General features: G+C 74.9%; 13 protein-coding genes. 7 read left to right on the top strand and 6 right to left on the bottom strand.

The features are described 5' to 3' along the window. Positions 1-32: 32 nt before the first annotated feature. On the bottom strand, positions 33-773 hold the full coding sequence (locus tag AC24HA_RS03930) for a DUF1345 domain-containing protein (protein ID WP_425709296.1): 741 nt from the start codon (positions 771-773) through the stop codon (positions 33-35). A 240-nt stretch (positions 774-1013) separates the two neighbouring features. Here AC24HA_RS03930 and AC24HA_RS03925 point away from each other — a divergent pair, with 240 nt between their 5' ends. Together AC24HA_RS03925 and AC24HA_RS03920 are read left to right on the top strand one after the other, a co-directional pair. After that, positions 1014-2666: a hypothetical protein gene (locus AC24HA_RS03925; protein WP_425709295.1), complete on the top strand. Its 1653-nt coding sequence runs from the start codon at positions 1014-1016 to the stop codon at positions 2664-2666. 82 nt (positions 2667-2748) lie between these two features. Continuing rightward, complete coding sequence (locus tag AC24HA_RS03920) at positions 2749-4458, top strand: hypothetical protein (protein WP_425709294.1); 1710 nt, start codon at positions 2749-2751, stop codon at positions 4456-4458. A 153-nt stretch (positions 4459-4611) separates the two neighbouring features. On the opposite strand, the gene AC24HA_RS03915 is transcribed toward AC24HA_RS03920, so the two are convergent. From AC24HA_RS03915 to AC24HA_RS03900, 4 genes are all read right to left on the bottom strand, one after another. Continuing rightward, the gene (locus AC24HA_RS03915; RefSeq protein ID WP_425709293.1) at positions 4612-5376 is read right to left on the bottom strand and encodes a hypothetical protein; all 765 of its coding nucleotides are present in this window, start codon (positions 5374-5376) and stop codon (positions 4612-4614) included. Positions 5377-5600: 224 nt separating this feature from the next. Beyond that, positions 5601-6860, bottom strand: coding sequence for an RNA polymerase sigma factor (locus tag AC24HA_RS03910; RefSeq protein ID WP_425709292.1), 1260 nt, complete (start codon positions 6858-6860; stop codon positions 5601-5603). Beyond that, positions 6848-7219, bottom strand: a complete 372-nt coding sequence (locus AC24HA_RS03905; protein WP_425709291.1) for a YciI family protein — start codon at positions 7217-7219, stop codon at positions 6848-6850. The genes AC24HA_RS03910 and AC24HA_RS03905 overlap by 13 nt, the downstream gene beginning before the upstream one ends. 119 nt (positions 7220-7338) lie before the next feature. Then, the gene (locus tag AC24HA_RS03900; protein WP_425709290.1) at positions 7339-7935 is read right to left on the bottom strand and encodes a phosphoribosylanthranilate isomerase; all 597 of its coding nucleotides are present in this window, start codon (positions 7933-7935) and stop codon (positions 7339-7341) included. Positions 7936-8143: 208 nt separating this feature from the next. On the opposite strand from AC24HA_RS03900, the gene AC24HA_RS03895 reads away from it, so the two are divergent. The 4 genes from AC24HA_RS03895 (at position 8144) to AC24HA_RS03880 (ending at position 12038) form a co-directional block, all read left to right on the top strand. Then, a complete protein-coding gene (locus AC24HA_RS03895) occupies positions 8144-8701 on the top strand; it encodes a Uma2 family endonuclease (protein WP_425709289.1) in 558 nt (185 codons plus the stop codon). Positions 8702-8824: 123 nt separating this feature from the next. Further along, positions 8825-10024 carry a DUF418 domain-containing protein gene (locus tag AC24HA_RS03890; protein WP_425709288.1) on the top strand — a complete coding sequence of 400 codons (1200 nt, stop codon included), beginning with the start codon at positions 8825-8827 and terminating at the stop codon, positions 10022-10024. Between the two features lie 5 nt (positions 10025-10029). Then, positions 10030-11385: a sensor histidine kinase gene (locus tag AC24HA_RS03885; RefSeq protein WP_425709287.1), complete on the top strand. Its 1356-nt coding sequence runs from the start codon at positions 10030-10032 to the stop codon at positions 11383-11385. 53 nt (positions 11386-11438) lie between these two features. Further along, positions 11439-12038 (top strand): response regulator, encoded by a 600-nt coding sequence (locus AC24HA_RS03880; protein WP_425709286.1) that lies wholly within the window; start codon positions 11439-11441, stop codon positions 12036-12038. Between the two features lie 71 nt (positions 12039-12109). On the opposite strand, the gene AC24HA_RS03875 is transcribed toward AC24HA_RS03880, so the two are convergent. Then, a complete protein-coding gene (locus AC24HA_RS03875) occupies positions 12110-12955 on the bottom strand; it encodes a hypothetical protein (RefSeq protein WP_425709285.1) in 846 nt (281 codons plus the stop codon). A gap of 216 nt (positions 12956-13171) precedes the next feature. Here AC24HA_RS03875 and AC24HA_RS03870 point away from each other — a divergent pair, with 216 nt between their 5' ends. Continuing rightward, positions 13172-14683 carry a CYTH and CHAD domain-containing protein gene (locus AC24HA_RS03870; protein ID WP_425709284.1) on the top strand — a complete coding sequence of 504 codons (1512 nt, stop codon included), beginning with the start codon at positions 13172-13174 and terminating at the stop codon, positions 14681-14683. Positions 14684-14698: the final 15 nt, after the last annotated feature.

Below are 14698 nucleotides of genomic sequence, written 5' to 3'. Positions count from 1 at the left end.
CGGGGCCGACGGTTCCCGCGGGACGGTCGCCGTCAGATCCCGATACTGCCGAGGCCGCCGACGAGCAGGCTGACGGTCATGGCGACGATGACCGTGTTGAACGCGAACGCGAGCATCGAGTGGGTCCGCATGACCGACCAGGACTCGCTCGTGCGGCAGCGCACGCCGGCACCCTGCATCGTCGAGGTGAGCACCGACAGGGTGAGGTAGTCGCGGTAACGGGGCTCCGAGAGCAGGTCGAACTCGAGGACCCTGCGACCGACGTCGAGGCGCATGTACCGGGTGGCGTACGCGTAGATCATGAGCGCCCAGGAGCCGGCGACCGAGGCGAGCCCGAGCAGCAGCATCCAGGTCGAGGAGCGGAACTGGTCGGTCTGCGCGATCGCGAGGACGCCGACCGCAGCGACGAGGGCGCCCTGCACCGTCCAGGACTCCGCGCTCACGTCACCGACCATGGCTCGCCACCACCGGCCGCGCGAGCGCACCTGCACGGCGGCGACCCGCCGCAGGTCGATCGGCGTCATGCGGGAGAACGCCCGGTGGGTGAGGACGATGTGGACGATCGCGAAGATCACCCAGAACACCAGGACGATCGGCACGGTGAGCTCGCCGAAGTAGACCCGCAGCCATTCCCGCGCGCTCTCGTACTCGTCGAGCCGCCTCACCAGGGACGACATGCTCGGGAGGAACGCCACCATCGTGACGGCCAGCGCGACGGCGGACGCCACGTTGACGCGGAACAGCTCGCTCGCGAGCCGCGGGATCCGGTCCATGGGTCTCCTCGTGCGGTGGGCGGTGCGGCCACGAGGATGTCACGCGACGCCACGGTCGAGGCCCGACCGCGCCGACGGACCCGGCCCCGCGGTGGGGCGCGCGACGTGGGCGTCGGGGACGGTCGGCGAACCAGGGGCCGCGGCCTCCTCACCGGGCCGTCCCGGGCGCGCTCGGGTTGCAGGATCGACACACCTCGATAGGTTGTGACGCAGGCGATAGTTCTCGACGGGAGCGAGCCCATGGGACCGGGCGACGGCCAGGTGCAGAGCAGGCGCGGACGCCTGCCGCGCTGGGCAGCCCGTGGCCTGACGACGATCGGCGGCACCGGCGCGCTCGCCGTGCTCGGTTTCGCGCTGGCCTCGCCCGCTGCGGCGGACGGCACGTCGACGCCCGTCGACGACCAGCACTCGATCCTCGGATCCGTGCTGGACGGTCTCGGCGAGCACGTCGTCGACCCGGTCGTCGAGCACGTGGTCGAGCCGATCGTCTCGACGCCTCCGGACGTCGAGGATGCGGACCGAGCCGCTCCGGACGACGAGGACGTACCTGCCGACGACGCCGCGCGCACCGAGGAGGGGGCGCCGGGCGACGACGTGGGCACCGCAGAGGTGCCCGTCCTGACGGAGGACCCGGCGGTCATCCCTCCGGCGACCGACGTGTCGGCCGACGAGGCACAGGTTCCGACCGCAGCGCCCGCCACCACGGAGGATCCGGCACCGGCCGACGGGGTCATCCCCACCGACGCACCGGTGCCGACCGAGAACTCCGTGCCCACCGACGGGGTCATCCCCACCGAGGCACCCGAACCGAGCGAGTCCCCGGCACCGGCACCGACTCCGGCCGACTCGCCCCCGGCCGACGCGCCCGGTGCCACGGACGCACCGGCACCGGCCGAGCAGCCGCCGTCGGAGTCCCCCACCCGGACCACCGATCCGCTCGCCCTGCTGACGGACCCGCTGGCGGCCGTGCTCGAGGAGGCGACCGCTCCGCTCGAGGAGCTCACCGCCCCCCTCGGCCAGGTGGTCGGACAGGTCGTCGAGCCCGTGACCCCCGTGACGGACGCGGTCCTGCCCCCCGTCGTCGACGAGGTCGTGACCCCCGTCCTCGAGACCACCGGTCCGCTCACCGACTCGCTGCGTCCCGTCCTCGAGCCGGTCGGCCACGTGGTGCAGCCTGTGACCGGGGCCGCCGCACCGGTCCTCGACGTCGTGGAGCCGGTGCTCGACGTCGCCGCGCCGGTCACCCAGGCCCTCGACCCTGTCCTCGAGCCGCTCGCACCGACCGTGGACGAGGTCCTGTCGACCGTGCGTCCTGCCGTCGACGTCCAGGAGGTCGTCGACCTCGGCGAGCTCGCTCCCTCCCTCGAGGGCCCGACGGCTCCGACGGTCGACGAACCCGCCGTCGACCCGCCCGGCACGCCACCGGTCGTGCCACCTGCGCCGGCGGAGCCCGGATCGTCCGGGGCCGACCCCGCGGAGCCGGCCGCCGAGCCTGGCGTCGGTACGACCAGCCGCGCCGACCACCACGCGCCCGCCGCCGCGGCCGCCACGCTCGTCCCCGACATCGCGGACGCGCCCCAGCCCGCCCGTTCGGACGCTCCCGTCACCGCGACCGAGATCACCCCCGAGCGGGCCGCGGCCGACCGGGACACCCACGAGTCGCCCACGGAGACGGTGGAGCTCCCGCACCTCCTCGACGCCGCCGCCTCTGGCGGACACTCGTTCGCGGTCCTCACGCAGGGCACCGACTCTCCGGTCCGCGCCGGCGGCGCCGACGCGGCGCCGGCGGGCCGCTTCGTACTCGACACCGCAGCCCTGACCTGGGCCGTCGGCGACTCTGCCGATCGGGCCCTCCTCGACGTCGACCACGAGGTCCCGGTCTCCCCTGCCTGAGGGGTGCCCGGTCGGCACACGCGTGCCGGCAGACGCATCCCGCGCATCCGCGCACCCCAGGCAGATCCCAAGGAGACTCATCATGCATGCATTGCTTCGCCATGCGCTGAGAGCCACGGTGCTCTCGGGCGGGCTGCTCGTCGCAGGGGCCGCAGCGGCCCAGGCCGACGACAGCCGGACGGACGACCTCTCGCTCGACGGCCTCGTCGAGGACGTCGTCGCCGACAACACGGTCACCGCACCGGTGACCATCCCCGTCGACGTCGGCGACATCACCGCCAGCGTCCTCGGCGACACGGACGTCGACTCGCAGGAGGTGCCGGCGCCCGAGCCGGCCCCGACCTCGACGGTCGACGTCACGACTGCGCCGGCGCCCGCGGACGATCCCTCGCCGCCGCCGGCCGACCCGGACGAGCCGCTCGCACTCGACGTCGTCGCGGACAACACAGCCACGCTGCCGATCACGGCGCCGGTCACCGCCGGCGACCCGACAGTCACGGCCGGCGGCTCGACCGATGTCGACGAGGCGATGGCCGTCGAGACGGCCGTCGCGGCACCGACGTCGCAGACCTCGGTGTCCGCCCCCGCCGAGTCCCCGGCCCCGGTTGCCGAGGACACTGCTCCGTCGCCCGAGGAGCCGACCGGTGACGACGGGATCGTCGAGGAGATCGTCGGCGACGAGCTCCTCGGCGACGGCGTCGCCGAGGACGTGGCGGCGGACAACTCGGTCACCGCACCGGTGACCATCCCCGTCGACGTCGGCGACATCACCGCCAGCGTCCTCGGCGACACGACGATCGACTCCACCCAGGACGCCGCACCCACCGAGGCACCCACCTCGACCACCACCGTGGACGCCCCGGGCGGGCAGGGCTCGACCGACGACGCGGCCGTCACGGACGTCGTCGCGGACAACACGGTCACCGCACCGGTGACCATCCCCGTCGACGTCGGCGACATCACCGCCAGCGTCCTCGGCGACACGACGATCGACTCCACCCAGGACGCCGCACCCACCGAGGCACCCACCTCGACCACCACGGTGAACACGGCCGACGCAGCGACCGGTACCGCCCCGACGGACGGCTCGGACGGACTGCTCGACGGTGGCCTCCTGGGCGACCTCCTCGGCGACGGCGTCGCCGAGGACGTGGCCGCGGACAACACGGTCACCGCACCGGTGACCATCCCCGTCGACGTCGGCGACATCACGCTGACGCTGATCGGTGACACGACCGTCGATAGGACCGAGGCCCCGGCTGCGCCGGCCGCCCCGGTCTCCGAGGTGGACGTGACCACGCCGTCCGAGCAGGGCTCCACCGGATCGCTGCTCGAGGACATCCTGGCCGGGAACGTCATCACGCTGCCGGTCACTGTGCCGATCGACCTCGGCGACCCGACCGTGACGATCATCGGCGACACCGAGATCGTCGACGAGGGCACGACGCCTGAGCCGGTGGACCCGACCGACCCGGTGGACCCGACCGACCCGGTGGACCCCACTGACCCGGTGGACCCCACTGACCCGGTGGACCCGACCGACCCGGTGGACCCGACGGTTCCGGGCACGGACCCGGGCACTGACCCGGGTGTCGACGGCACCACGCCCGTCGTCGTCGAGCTCGGTGCGCCGCAGGCTCCCGCCCCCGCCGGGGCTCCTGGGCCTACGGACGCCGGTGCGCCGGTGCACGAGCTGCCGGAGACCGGCGCCGGAGCGACGCTCCTGCTGACCGGGCTCGCCGGTGCGCTCATCGTCGTCGGGCTGCTGATGCGGAGGCTCGGGCAGGTCTGACCCGACAGCCCTCGCGTCCGAGCGCGGCGCACGGCGTCGGGCCAGCCCCGGTGGGGATCCACACCACCGGGGCGGGCCCGGCGGCCGTGCCGTGCCCGCAGGCGTGGGCCCGACGGCGCGGAACCGCTCGCTCGCCGAACCGGCCAGAGGTGGTTACCGACCCGTCAACCACTGGACGAGGAACACGATCGGCACGATGACGACGGCGGAGGCGCCGATCAGGCCGACGATGAGTGCACCCTTGGCCTCGGCACCCAGCTTCGGCTTGGTCCATCCTGCGCGGTCGAGGACCGCCTGCAGCGGGGTGTTGAGGTCGGCGGTGTTCAACGTGTAGTCCACGGGCGTCGGCGCGCCGTCGGTGCTCGTCCCGAGCTCGACACGCTTCTCGAAGCGCCAGACCCGGCCGCCGCCGCTGCTGCCCCTGAGCGCGCCGACGACCGGCGCGCCCGCCTGCCAGTCGAGGGCGTAGTAGTGGTCGGAACGCGTGACCTTGCCAGGACCGGCCATGACCAGGCGGGTCTCGAAGACGCGGTTCGTCCCGTTCCGCTGGGCGAGCACCCACCAGGACCGGTCCTGCAGTTCCCAGCGCACGTGGATCACCTCGTCGTTGTGGGCGACGACGTACGGGGTGTCCCGCAGCTCGTGGGCCAGCGCGGCAGCGACCGCGGCGAGCGGCCACGGCGTGTCGGGCTCCTGGACGACCGGGTCCGGGGCCGCCGGCCTGAGGTCGCCGGCACCCTTGGCCCCCATCTCGCGCCTGGCGCGCGGCGCGAAGGCGAGTGCGGTCACGCCCACGACGAGGAACAGCACGGCGATGAATCCGACGGCGAGCCGATCACTCGTCTCGCTCATCACCACCAGCGCCGCGACGGCCGCGACCAGACCCAGGAGCGTGAAGATCACCCCGAAGACGATCATGCCGATCCACCGATGTCGCGGCTGCAGCTCCACTCGCACGTTCGATCTCCTCCCCCGTCGGGCCGCCGATGCTCGGCGGCCGGGGCCGACACGCTAGCTGCCGTCGGGTACGGACGGCCGGAGCGGATGGGGACAGGTGTCCCCGGACCTGCCCCCAGGGAGCACCTGAGGAGTCCCGCCGTCTGTCGCACGAGGTCGCACGCGATCTCGGCGAAGGGAGGGGATCAGTCCGAGGTTGTCGCCGTGGCGAGGCGGCGCTGGAGGTGGCGGCGTTCCGCGGGCGCGTGCGTGAGCGCGATCGCCCGCTCGTACGCGACCACGGCCTCGTCGGTGCGGCCGGCCAGCCGGAGCAGGTGGGCACGCACGACCCAGGCGGGCTGGAACCCGCCGGCCCGGTCGGCGATCCGCTCGAGCACGGCGAGTCCCGCGTCCGGTCCGTCCGTCGTGCCGAGCACGGCGGCGTACGCCGTCGTCCCGCCGAGCGACGGTGCGACCTCGTCGAGCGCGCGGTGCAGACGTCGGAGCGTCGGCCAGTCGGTCGCCGCGCCCGGTGTGCGCGCGCAGTGGACCGCCTGGATCGCCGCCTCGAGCTGGAACCGTCCGACGACGCCGCGTGCGTGGGCGGCCCGCAGGTGCTCGTGCGCGCGCTCGATGAGCGAACGGTCCCAACGCCCGGGGTCCTGCTGATCGAGGGGGACGTACTCACCGTCCGGTCCGCTGCCCGCTCCCGCGCGCGCGGCGGAGAGCAGGACGAGAGCGGCGAGCCCGCGCGCCTCGGGATCGGTCGGGGCCAGCTCGGCGACGATCTCGGCGAGGTACCGGGCCTCCGGCGGCAGCCTGCTCGGCTCCTCGCCGGTGGACCACTCGATGACGTAGGCGCCGTACACGGCCTCGAGCACGGCGGCCATCCGTTCGGGCAGGGCGTGCCGGTCGGGGACCTCGAACGGGACGCCGGCGGCCTTGAGCCGTCGCTTCGCCCGCGTCAGCCGCGTGGCCATGGTCCGGCCCGGGACCACGAACGCCCGGCCCACCTGGGCGGCGGTGAACCCCAGGACGACGTCGAGCATGAGGGGGGTGCGAACCGCCCGGTCGATGTCCGGGTGCGCGCACGCGAGCATGAGCTCCAGGCGCCGGTCGCCGACCGCGTCGGGGTCGACCTCCTCGACGACGCCGAGGCGGCGCGCCACGTCGTCGTCGAGGGGGCCGGTCAGGCGGGTCTCGGCCGATCGCCAACGGTCGCGCGCCCGGTTCCGGGCCACGGTGAGCAGCCAGGCTGCCGGGTCGTCCGGGACCCCGCCCTCGGGCCACGCGCGCAGGGCACGCTCGAGGGCGTCGCCGACGGCGTCCTGGGCGGCCTGGAGGTCCCCGTCGGCGGCGGCGAGCAGAGCGACCACCCGACCGTAGGCGTCCCGGGCCGCGCGCGCCGCGGCGTCGTGCGCGACCTCGCGCGCGTCCTGGGTGGTGCCGGCGCTCAGGCGGTCCATGTCCCGTCGACGATCGACGTCGCGGCCGGGCGGACCTCGATCGTCCCGTAGGAGCTGGCGGGGCAGCGCTCGGCCCACGCCAGTGCGGCGTCCGCGTCGGGCACGTCGACGACGAACACGCCGGCGAGCGCCTCCTTCGTCTCGGCGAACGGCCCGTCCTGGACCTGTGTCTCCCCCGTCCGCCGCGTGACGGTGCGCGCGTCCCCGGGCGCGGTGAGGATGTCGGCGCCGACGAGCACGCCGGCCCGCGTCAGCGCGTCGGCGTACTCGCCGAACAGGCGCTGCATGTCCGCCATGTCCTCGTCCGACACCTGCCCCGGGTCCGGCTCTCCGTTGTGCAGCAGCAGTGCGAATCGCATGATCGTCTCCGTCCGTCGTCGTCAGTCTCACGCAACCAGGATGGTCGCGCACAGTGATGACGATCGGCCGGGGCCCGGATCGTCACCCCGGTCGATCCGGCCCGACGCCGTGGGGGGGACTACCGGTCGTGCACGCTGCGCGCGGCGGCGACGAACCGGTGGATGAGCGCGGGGTCCTTGACGCCGCGAGTGACCTCGACGCCGCTGGAGACGTCGACGCCCCACGGGTGGACACGGGAGATCATCTCGGCCACGTTGTCCGGCGTGAGCCCGCCGGCGAGCATCCACCGGCCGTGCGGGGAGGTCAGCTCCTCGACGTCCCACGTGTCCCCGGATCCCGGGGTCGCCGAGTCCAGGAGGAGGACCTCCTCGTCGTGCGCCCGGACCTCGGTCGATCCGTCGGCCCCGGAGGTGGCCCGCCACACGCGCGGGAAGGTCGCGGCACCGCGCAGGTTGTCGGCCTCGCCGTACCCGTGGAGCTGGAGGACGTCGACGCCGACGTCCCGCGCGAGAGCCACGGCGTCGTCGACCGGCAGGTCGTGGACGACGAGAACGGTGGTCGTGCCCCCCGCTGCGCGGACGAGCCCGGGGATGTCCTCGGGCGGCACGGCGCGGACGCTCGTCGAGCTGACGACGATGCCGACCGCGTCGGCGCCGGCGCCGCGGGCCTCCCGCACGTCCTCGACCGTGCGCATCCCGCAGATCTTGACGAACACCGGCTCTCCCTCCCTCGGCACGACGACGCCGCAGCTCCTCCCGGTCCGGGCCCCGCAGGACCCGGGGCGGGCCGGACGCCATTGTGCCCACAGGCCCGTGCCGGCCCACCCTGCCGCGCGACCTGTGGACGCGCACGGACGCACCCTCGGCCGCCGGGCCACGCTCGTGGCATGACGGGCAGTGACACGACGGCGGAGGTGGAGGACCATGAGCGTCATGACGGTGATGCCGCGCACGGACGGGTGGACGGTCGACGACCTCGACCGGATCCCCGACGACGGCCTGCAGTACGAGCTGCTCGACGGGATCCTCCTCGTGACCCCGGCGCCGGTCCTCGCCCACCAGCGCGCCATCGGCAACCTGCACCTCCTGCTCAGCGCCGCCCGTCCGCCCGGGTGCGAGGTGCTGCTCGCCCCGTTCGACTGGCGCCCGGACCGCCGCACCTCCCTGCAGCCGGACCTGCTGGTCATCGGGGTCGGCGACTCCGGCCCGGCGAACGTGACGACGCCGCTGCGGCTGGCCGTCGAGGTGCTCTCGCCGTCGACACGCCGCAAGGACCAGGTGCTCAAGCGCTCGAAGTACGAGGAGTCGGGCGTCGAGTCGTACTGGATCGTGGACCCGCAGGAGCCGGGCATCCTCGCCCTCGACCTCGTCGACGGCCGGTACGTGGAGGTCGCGAGTGCGAGCGGCGCCGCGGCCGCCCACCTCACCGCGCCGTTCGACATCGACGTCGTGCCGGCCGAGCTCGTCCGCCCGCCCGACTGACCGCCGGACTCGATCCTGGCGAGGTTGCGCCATCGCGGGCGTCGTGCGCCCGTGCCGCGGTCCCGCGCCCCCTCCGCCGATCGGCTGATCCGGCCGTGCGTCCGCGTCCATAGCGTCGACAGCATGGACCGATCAACCACCACCACGGACCCGGGACCGGCCCGCGCGCTCGCTCCCGATCTCGCCCGCGGTCTCATGCTCGCCCTCATCGCGGTCGCCAACGTGGCGATTTACCTGCACGACCGCCCCTACGGGCTACGCCAGCACATCGTCGAGGACGGCGTGCTCGACCGCGCCGTCACCCTCGTCGTCGCCCTGGCCGTCGACGCCCGCGCCTACCCGCTCTTCGCCGCGCTGTTCGGCTACGGGCTCGTGCGGATCGCCGACCGGCAGCGCGACCGCGGGCTCGGCGAGGACGACGTGCGGCGCCTGCTGCGCCGCCGCTCGCTCTGGCTCGTCGCGTTCGGCGCCGGCCACGCCCTCCTCGGGTTCTCGGGGGACATCCTCGGCTGGTACGGGCTTCTCGGTCTCGTCCTCGCCGGGGTCCTGCAGATCTCGGACCGGGCGCTGCTGCGCGCGGCCGTGGTCTGGCTCGTGGTCGCCTCCGCGATCCAGGGACTCGTCTACGCCGACGGGGCCGTGACGACCCAGCGCGGCCACATGTGGTCGTTCGCCATCGGCGACCCGATCGAGGCGCTCGTGTGGCGCCCGGTCGAGTGGCTGATGGGTCCGGTCGGCCTGCTCACCGTCGGTGCGCCGATGCTCGTCGGTGTCTGGGCGGGCCGGCGCCGGATCCTCGAACGCCCCGGGGCGCACCTGGCTCTGCTGCGCCGCACGGCCGGCGTCGGCATCACGGTCGGGCTGCTCGGCGGGGTCGGCACGGCGCTGGCGACCGCCCGGGTGTGGACCCCGGGGGACATCGCCCTCGTCGGCTGGTCGTGGCTGCACATCCTCACCGGCGTCCTCGCCGGGCTCGGGTACGCGGCGGCGGTCACGCTGCTCGCCCGCCGTCTGGGCAGGGACCGCGACGGCGGCGCGGGCAGGCGCGTGATCGATGCGCTGCGGGCCACGGGCGAGCGCTCGCTGAGCTGCTACCTCGCCCAGTCCGTCATCTTCGTCGCGCTGCTGCCGGCATGGACGCTCGGGCTCGGGGGCGACCTCGGTACCGCCGCGGCGAGTGGGCTCGCCCTGCTCGCGTGGCTGCTCACCGTGCTGGGCGCTGACGCCCTCGCCCGGCGGGGTCGACGCGGTCCTGCCGAGGCGCTGCTGCGCCGGCTCACGTACGGCGTCCCTTCGCAGCCGACGCGGTCCGCCGTACGGTGACCGTCATGGCGGACGCACCGCGCAGCAGCTGGACCGATCGGGTCTGGATCCTGCTGCCCTACGTCCTCCTCGTCGCCTCGGCGGTACTCACGCTCCTGGCCGACGGCACCGGCCGGGCCGACCTGCCCGTGCTCGTCGGCGGGAGCGTGGCGCTGATGGCCTGGCACACCGGGTGGTTCTCCCTCCGCCCGGGAATCCTCGGCACCCGCCTCCTCCCGTCCGCCGTCTACTACGTGGGGCTGGTCGCGCTGTGCGCGGTCCTGCTCCACCAGTCGTTCAACTTCTTCCCGCTCTACGTCGTGTGCTTCCCGCTCGCGTTCGACGCGCTGCCGGGCCGCTGGGCGTACGTCGGGGTCGCGCTCACGTCCGGGGTCGTCATCGCCGGACCCGGCGACGTCACCCCGACCGTGGAGAACACCGTCGTCACGCTCGCCGCGGGCCTCGTCGCCGGTCTGGCCGGCTGGTCGATCCGCACCGTCGAGCACGAGTCCGCCCGCCGACGCGCCGCGGTGACCGCGCTGGCCGCGGCCAACGACGACCTCGCCCGCAGCGTCGAGGAGAACCGCTCGCTGCAGGGCCGGCTCCTCACGGAGGCCCGGTCCTCCGGGGTGGCCAGTGAGCGGGCCCGCCTGGCGGGCGAGATCCACGACACGCTCGCCGCGGGGCTCGCCGGCGTCGTCGCCCAGCTCGAGGCCCTCGACGCGGAGCTCGGTGAGGACCACCCGGCCCGCGGGCGCGTCCGGACCAGCGTCACGCTCGCGCGGGACGGCCTGGCCGAGGCCCGTCGCTCGGTGCGGGCGCTGCGACCCGGGCCGCTGGCCCATCAGGCACTGCCGGCCGCCCTGGCCGAGTCCGCAGCGCGGGTGCAGCGGACCCACGGGCTGCCGGTCACGATGATCGTCACCGGCGAGGAGCGGGAGGTGGCCGCCGACGTTGAGGACGTCCTCGTCCGCAGCGCGCGCGAGGCGCTGAGCAACGTGGTGCGTCACGCCCGGGCCACCGAGGTCCGGGTCACGCTGTCCTACCTCGACGACGCCGTCGCGCTCGACGTCGCCGACGACGGCACCGGCACCACGCCCGCACCGGACGACGACGGAGGCTCCGGCTCGGGCGTGGGATCCGACGGCGGGGCCGGCGCGGGCAACGTCACCGGCCCCGGCTCCGGCTCGGGATCCGGCCAGGGACTGGCGTTCATGCGCGGCCGGGCCGAGACCGCCGGGGGCACGATGACGGTGGACTCGACGCCCGGCGAGGGCACCGTCATCACCGTCACGGTGCCCGCAGCACCGGACGCGCGGAAGTCACCGAATCGGCCGGACGCGGCCGAGTGGCCCGATGCATCGACGGGGGCGCGCCCATGAGCGACCCGGGCGACCGGACACCGGGCGGGTGCCCCGGTCAGGACCGTGTCCGGGTGCTCCTCGTCGACGACCACCCGGTCGTCCGCGACGGACTGCGGGCCCAGCTCGACGCCGCCCCCGACCTGAGCGTCGTCGCCGTGGCGGCGAGCGCGGAGGAGGCGCTCGCGCTGCTGCGGCGGCACGCGGTCGACGTCGTCGTCACCGACCTGCGCATGCCCGGCCGCGGCGGCGTCGCCCTCGTCCGGGACGTCCGTGCCCACCACGAGGGGACCGAGGTGCTCGTCCTCACCACGTACGACACCGACGACGACGTCGCACCCGCCCTCGCCGCCGGCGCCCGCGGCTACCTCCTCAAGGACGCGAGCCGCGCGGAGATCGTCGCCGCGATCCACGAGGTCGTCCGCGGCCGGGCCGTCCTCGCGCCCTCGGTCATCGGCCGGACCGGCGCGGCCGAGCGCCCGCCCCTGCTCTCGGCCCGCGAGAGCGAGGTGCTCGCCCTGATCGCCGAGGGGCGGACGAACCGGGACGTCGGGCGCGCGCTGTTCATCGGCGAGGCCACCGTCAAGACGCACGTGCAGAACATCCTCGCCAAGCTCGAGGTGCCGGACCGGGCGGCGGCCGTTGCTGCGGGCTACCGGCGCGGCCTGCTCTGAGCGGTGGCGCCGCCCGCGCCCGCCGGCGCACTCCCGCGTCGAGACCCGGCAGGCCGACCCAGCCGCAGCGCTCAGGGCCGCCGGCCGAGCGGCAGCGGAGATCCGGTCGGGTCGGCGAGCCGCTCGGCGGTCACGGCCACCGCGGGGACGAGCGCGCGCGGCAGTCGGAAGACGTCACCCGTGCGCTCGACGACGTCGAGGCGGGCGAGCGCGAGCAGGTCGAGCCACACGAACCAGTCGTCGCTCGGCTCGGTCGTCCTGCGCGGCTCGGGCACGCTCAGGCCGTCCGGCCCGGCCGCCGCGAGGAGGGTGACGGCGGTCGACGGAGCGGCCGCCGCGCGCCCGGGGTCGGTCTGCCAGGCGAAGAAGGCACCGAGGACGTTGGAGTGGAAGAGTCGGGAGCGGCGCACCGTCTCGTCGATCGAGGGGCCACGGACGAGGACCGGCAGGCCGGGGCGGGCGCGGGTGGCGGCGAGTGTGACGGCGCCCGAGCCCACGAGCGCCGACCACACGACCGACAGCTCGAGGACGTCCCACATCGAGCTCCTGGGTTCGTTCCACGTCCTGATGCCGAGCAGCTCGGCGGCCTCCTCGGTGTCGCCACGTCGCAGTGCCCCGGTCCGCGTGGTCGGCCGGCCCTGCCCCAGCAGGTCGAGCAGCTGCCGCGCCCACCGGACCGCCCTCGAGGTGGTGAGCAGCGCCGCCTCCTCCTCGGGGCTCGGCCAGGTCCGGGCCTCGTCCGGCAGCGCGACGTCGTCGAGGAGCTCGGGCAGGCCGGGACCGAGCAGCACCGTGGGCAGCCCGTACGGGCCGCGCACGGACAGCTCGGGCGGGGGCACCAGGTCGGTCCCGCCGACCAGGCGCAGGTGGCCGCCCGTGCGCGCGTCGCCCGGCGGGGGTGTCCGTCTCCTGGCCATCCGTCCTCCGTCAGCGCTGCCGGCAACGACCGCAGGCGGCGGTGCCGTCTCGCGCGCCGCGGGCCCTCACGGCGACGCTAGCGGGATCCTGCCAGCACGTCCCGCAGGATCCACCGTGCCTGCCGCACTTCCGCATGCTGCCGCTCGCGTGGGCCCAGGCGTGGCCCTCCTCCCCGCACCTGGACCGACCGGACCGGGCGGCGCATAGCCTGGACCATGGCCCTGACGATCGCGGGACGGATCAGGCGGTACGACGTCGCGGAGGACACCCCGCTCCCGGCGCGGCCTCGCGTACCAGGGGTGGACCGGCTGCGCGCGGGCCCGACGGTCCTCGTCCACGAGGAGCTCCTCGACACGCCCGACGGGACCCTGGCGGGTGAGGACGGGGTCCTGGCGACGCACGGGGCGGCGCTGCGCCGGACCTTCGACGGCGCCACGACGCTCGCCGTCGAGGTCCCGCACCGCGGGGGGCACCTCGTGCTGGTCGACCCGGACCAGGACGGGGAGGTCACCGACGAGGTCACCGACGCACTGCAGGCGCTGCTGCGCGGGCGCGAGGTGGACGTCGTCGCGGCACGCGCCGTGCGACGCTCACCGGTCGACGTCCTCGACCCCGGCGGACGGGTCCTCGCGACGTTCGACGACGACGTGGTCGGGAGCGCCACGCAGGGCACGACGACGACGTCGTCCCGCGAGTGGTCGGTGACGTCGGACGACGCCGAGCTGCTCGAGGCGCTCGACGACGAGATCCAGGCCGCCGGGGGTCGGCCCGTCCGGCACGGGGCCGCGGCCGGGGGGCGGACCGGCGACCTGGCCGCGACCCTGTCGACTGCGCTGTCCGCCCAGGTGTCGATCCTCGTCGGCTGGGACCCGTTCGTGCGGTGCGACGTGCCGGACTCCGTCCATCGCATGCGGGTCGCCGCTCGGACGCTGCGCTCGATCGTCCAGGTCTACGCACCGCTGCTCGAGCCGGGGGCCGCGAAGGAGGTCTCGGCCATCCTCAAGGGCCTCGGCCGGGCGCTCGCGTCCGCCCGCGACGCGGAGGTGCTGCGCGAGTCGCTCGACGCCCGGCTCGCCGACCTGCCCGGAGGAGCGGAGGGTGCCGTGGCGGACCTGGTCCCCCGCAAGGCACGGCGGCGGCTGCGCCGGACCCGCGCGGCCAACTATGACAAGGCGCATCGCGCGCTTCTCTCGGCGATGGCCGGACCCGCACACTGGGCCGACCTCGAGCGGATCGAGCGGTTCGCGCGCGAGGTCCCCGCGCGGCGGGACGCCTCCCCGGACGACGCGGCGCAGGGGGCGGTGACGAGCACGCTGGCGGGGCTCGGTCGGGCGCAGGTCGACGTCATCACCGACCTGGTCGAGCAGGCGGACGCGGAGACGGACGACGACCGGCGCCTCGAGCTCCTGCACGACGTGCGCAAGGAGGCCAAGCGGCTGCGCTACGCCGTCGTGGCCGTGCAGGACGAGAACGGTACCGAGCTCGATCCCGAGCTGTCCGACCTCGTGGCCGAGGCGCACGCCGTCCAGAAACGCCTGGGCACGCACCGGGACTCCGTCATGCTGCAGGAGCACCTCCTCGACTGCGCGCGCAGGGCACGGAAGAAGGGCGAGGACACGTTCGCGTACGGGCTGCTGCTCACGGGCGAGATCGAGCACGGCGAGCGGGCGCTGCGCAGGGCCCGCAAGCGCCTCGCCCGCCTCACGGCCGGGTCACCCACGGTCTAGCGTGGCCGACGGCCG

It is taken from the genome of Georgenia sp. Z1491, from assembly GCF_057652395.1.
This window is presented reverse-complemented; position numbering and strand designations above follow the sequence as displayed.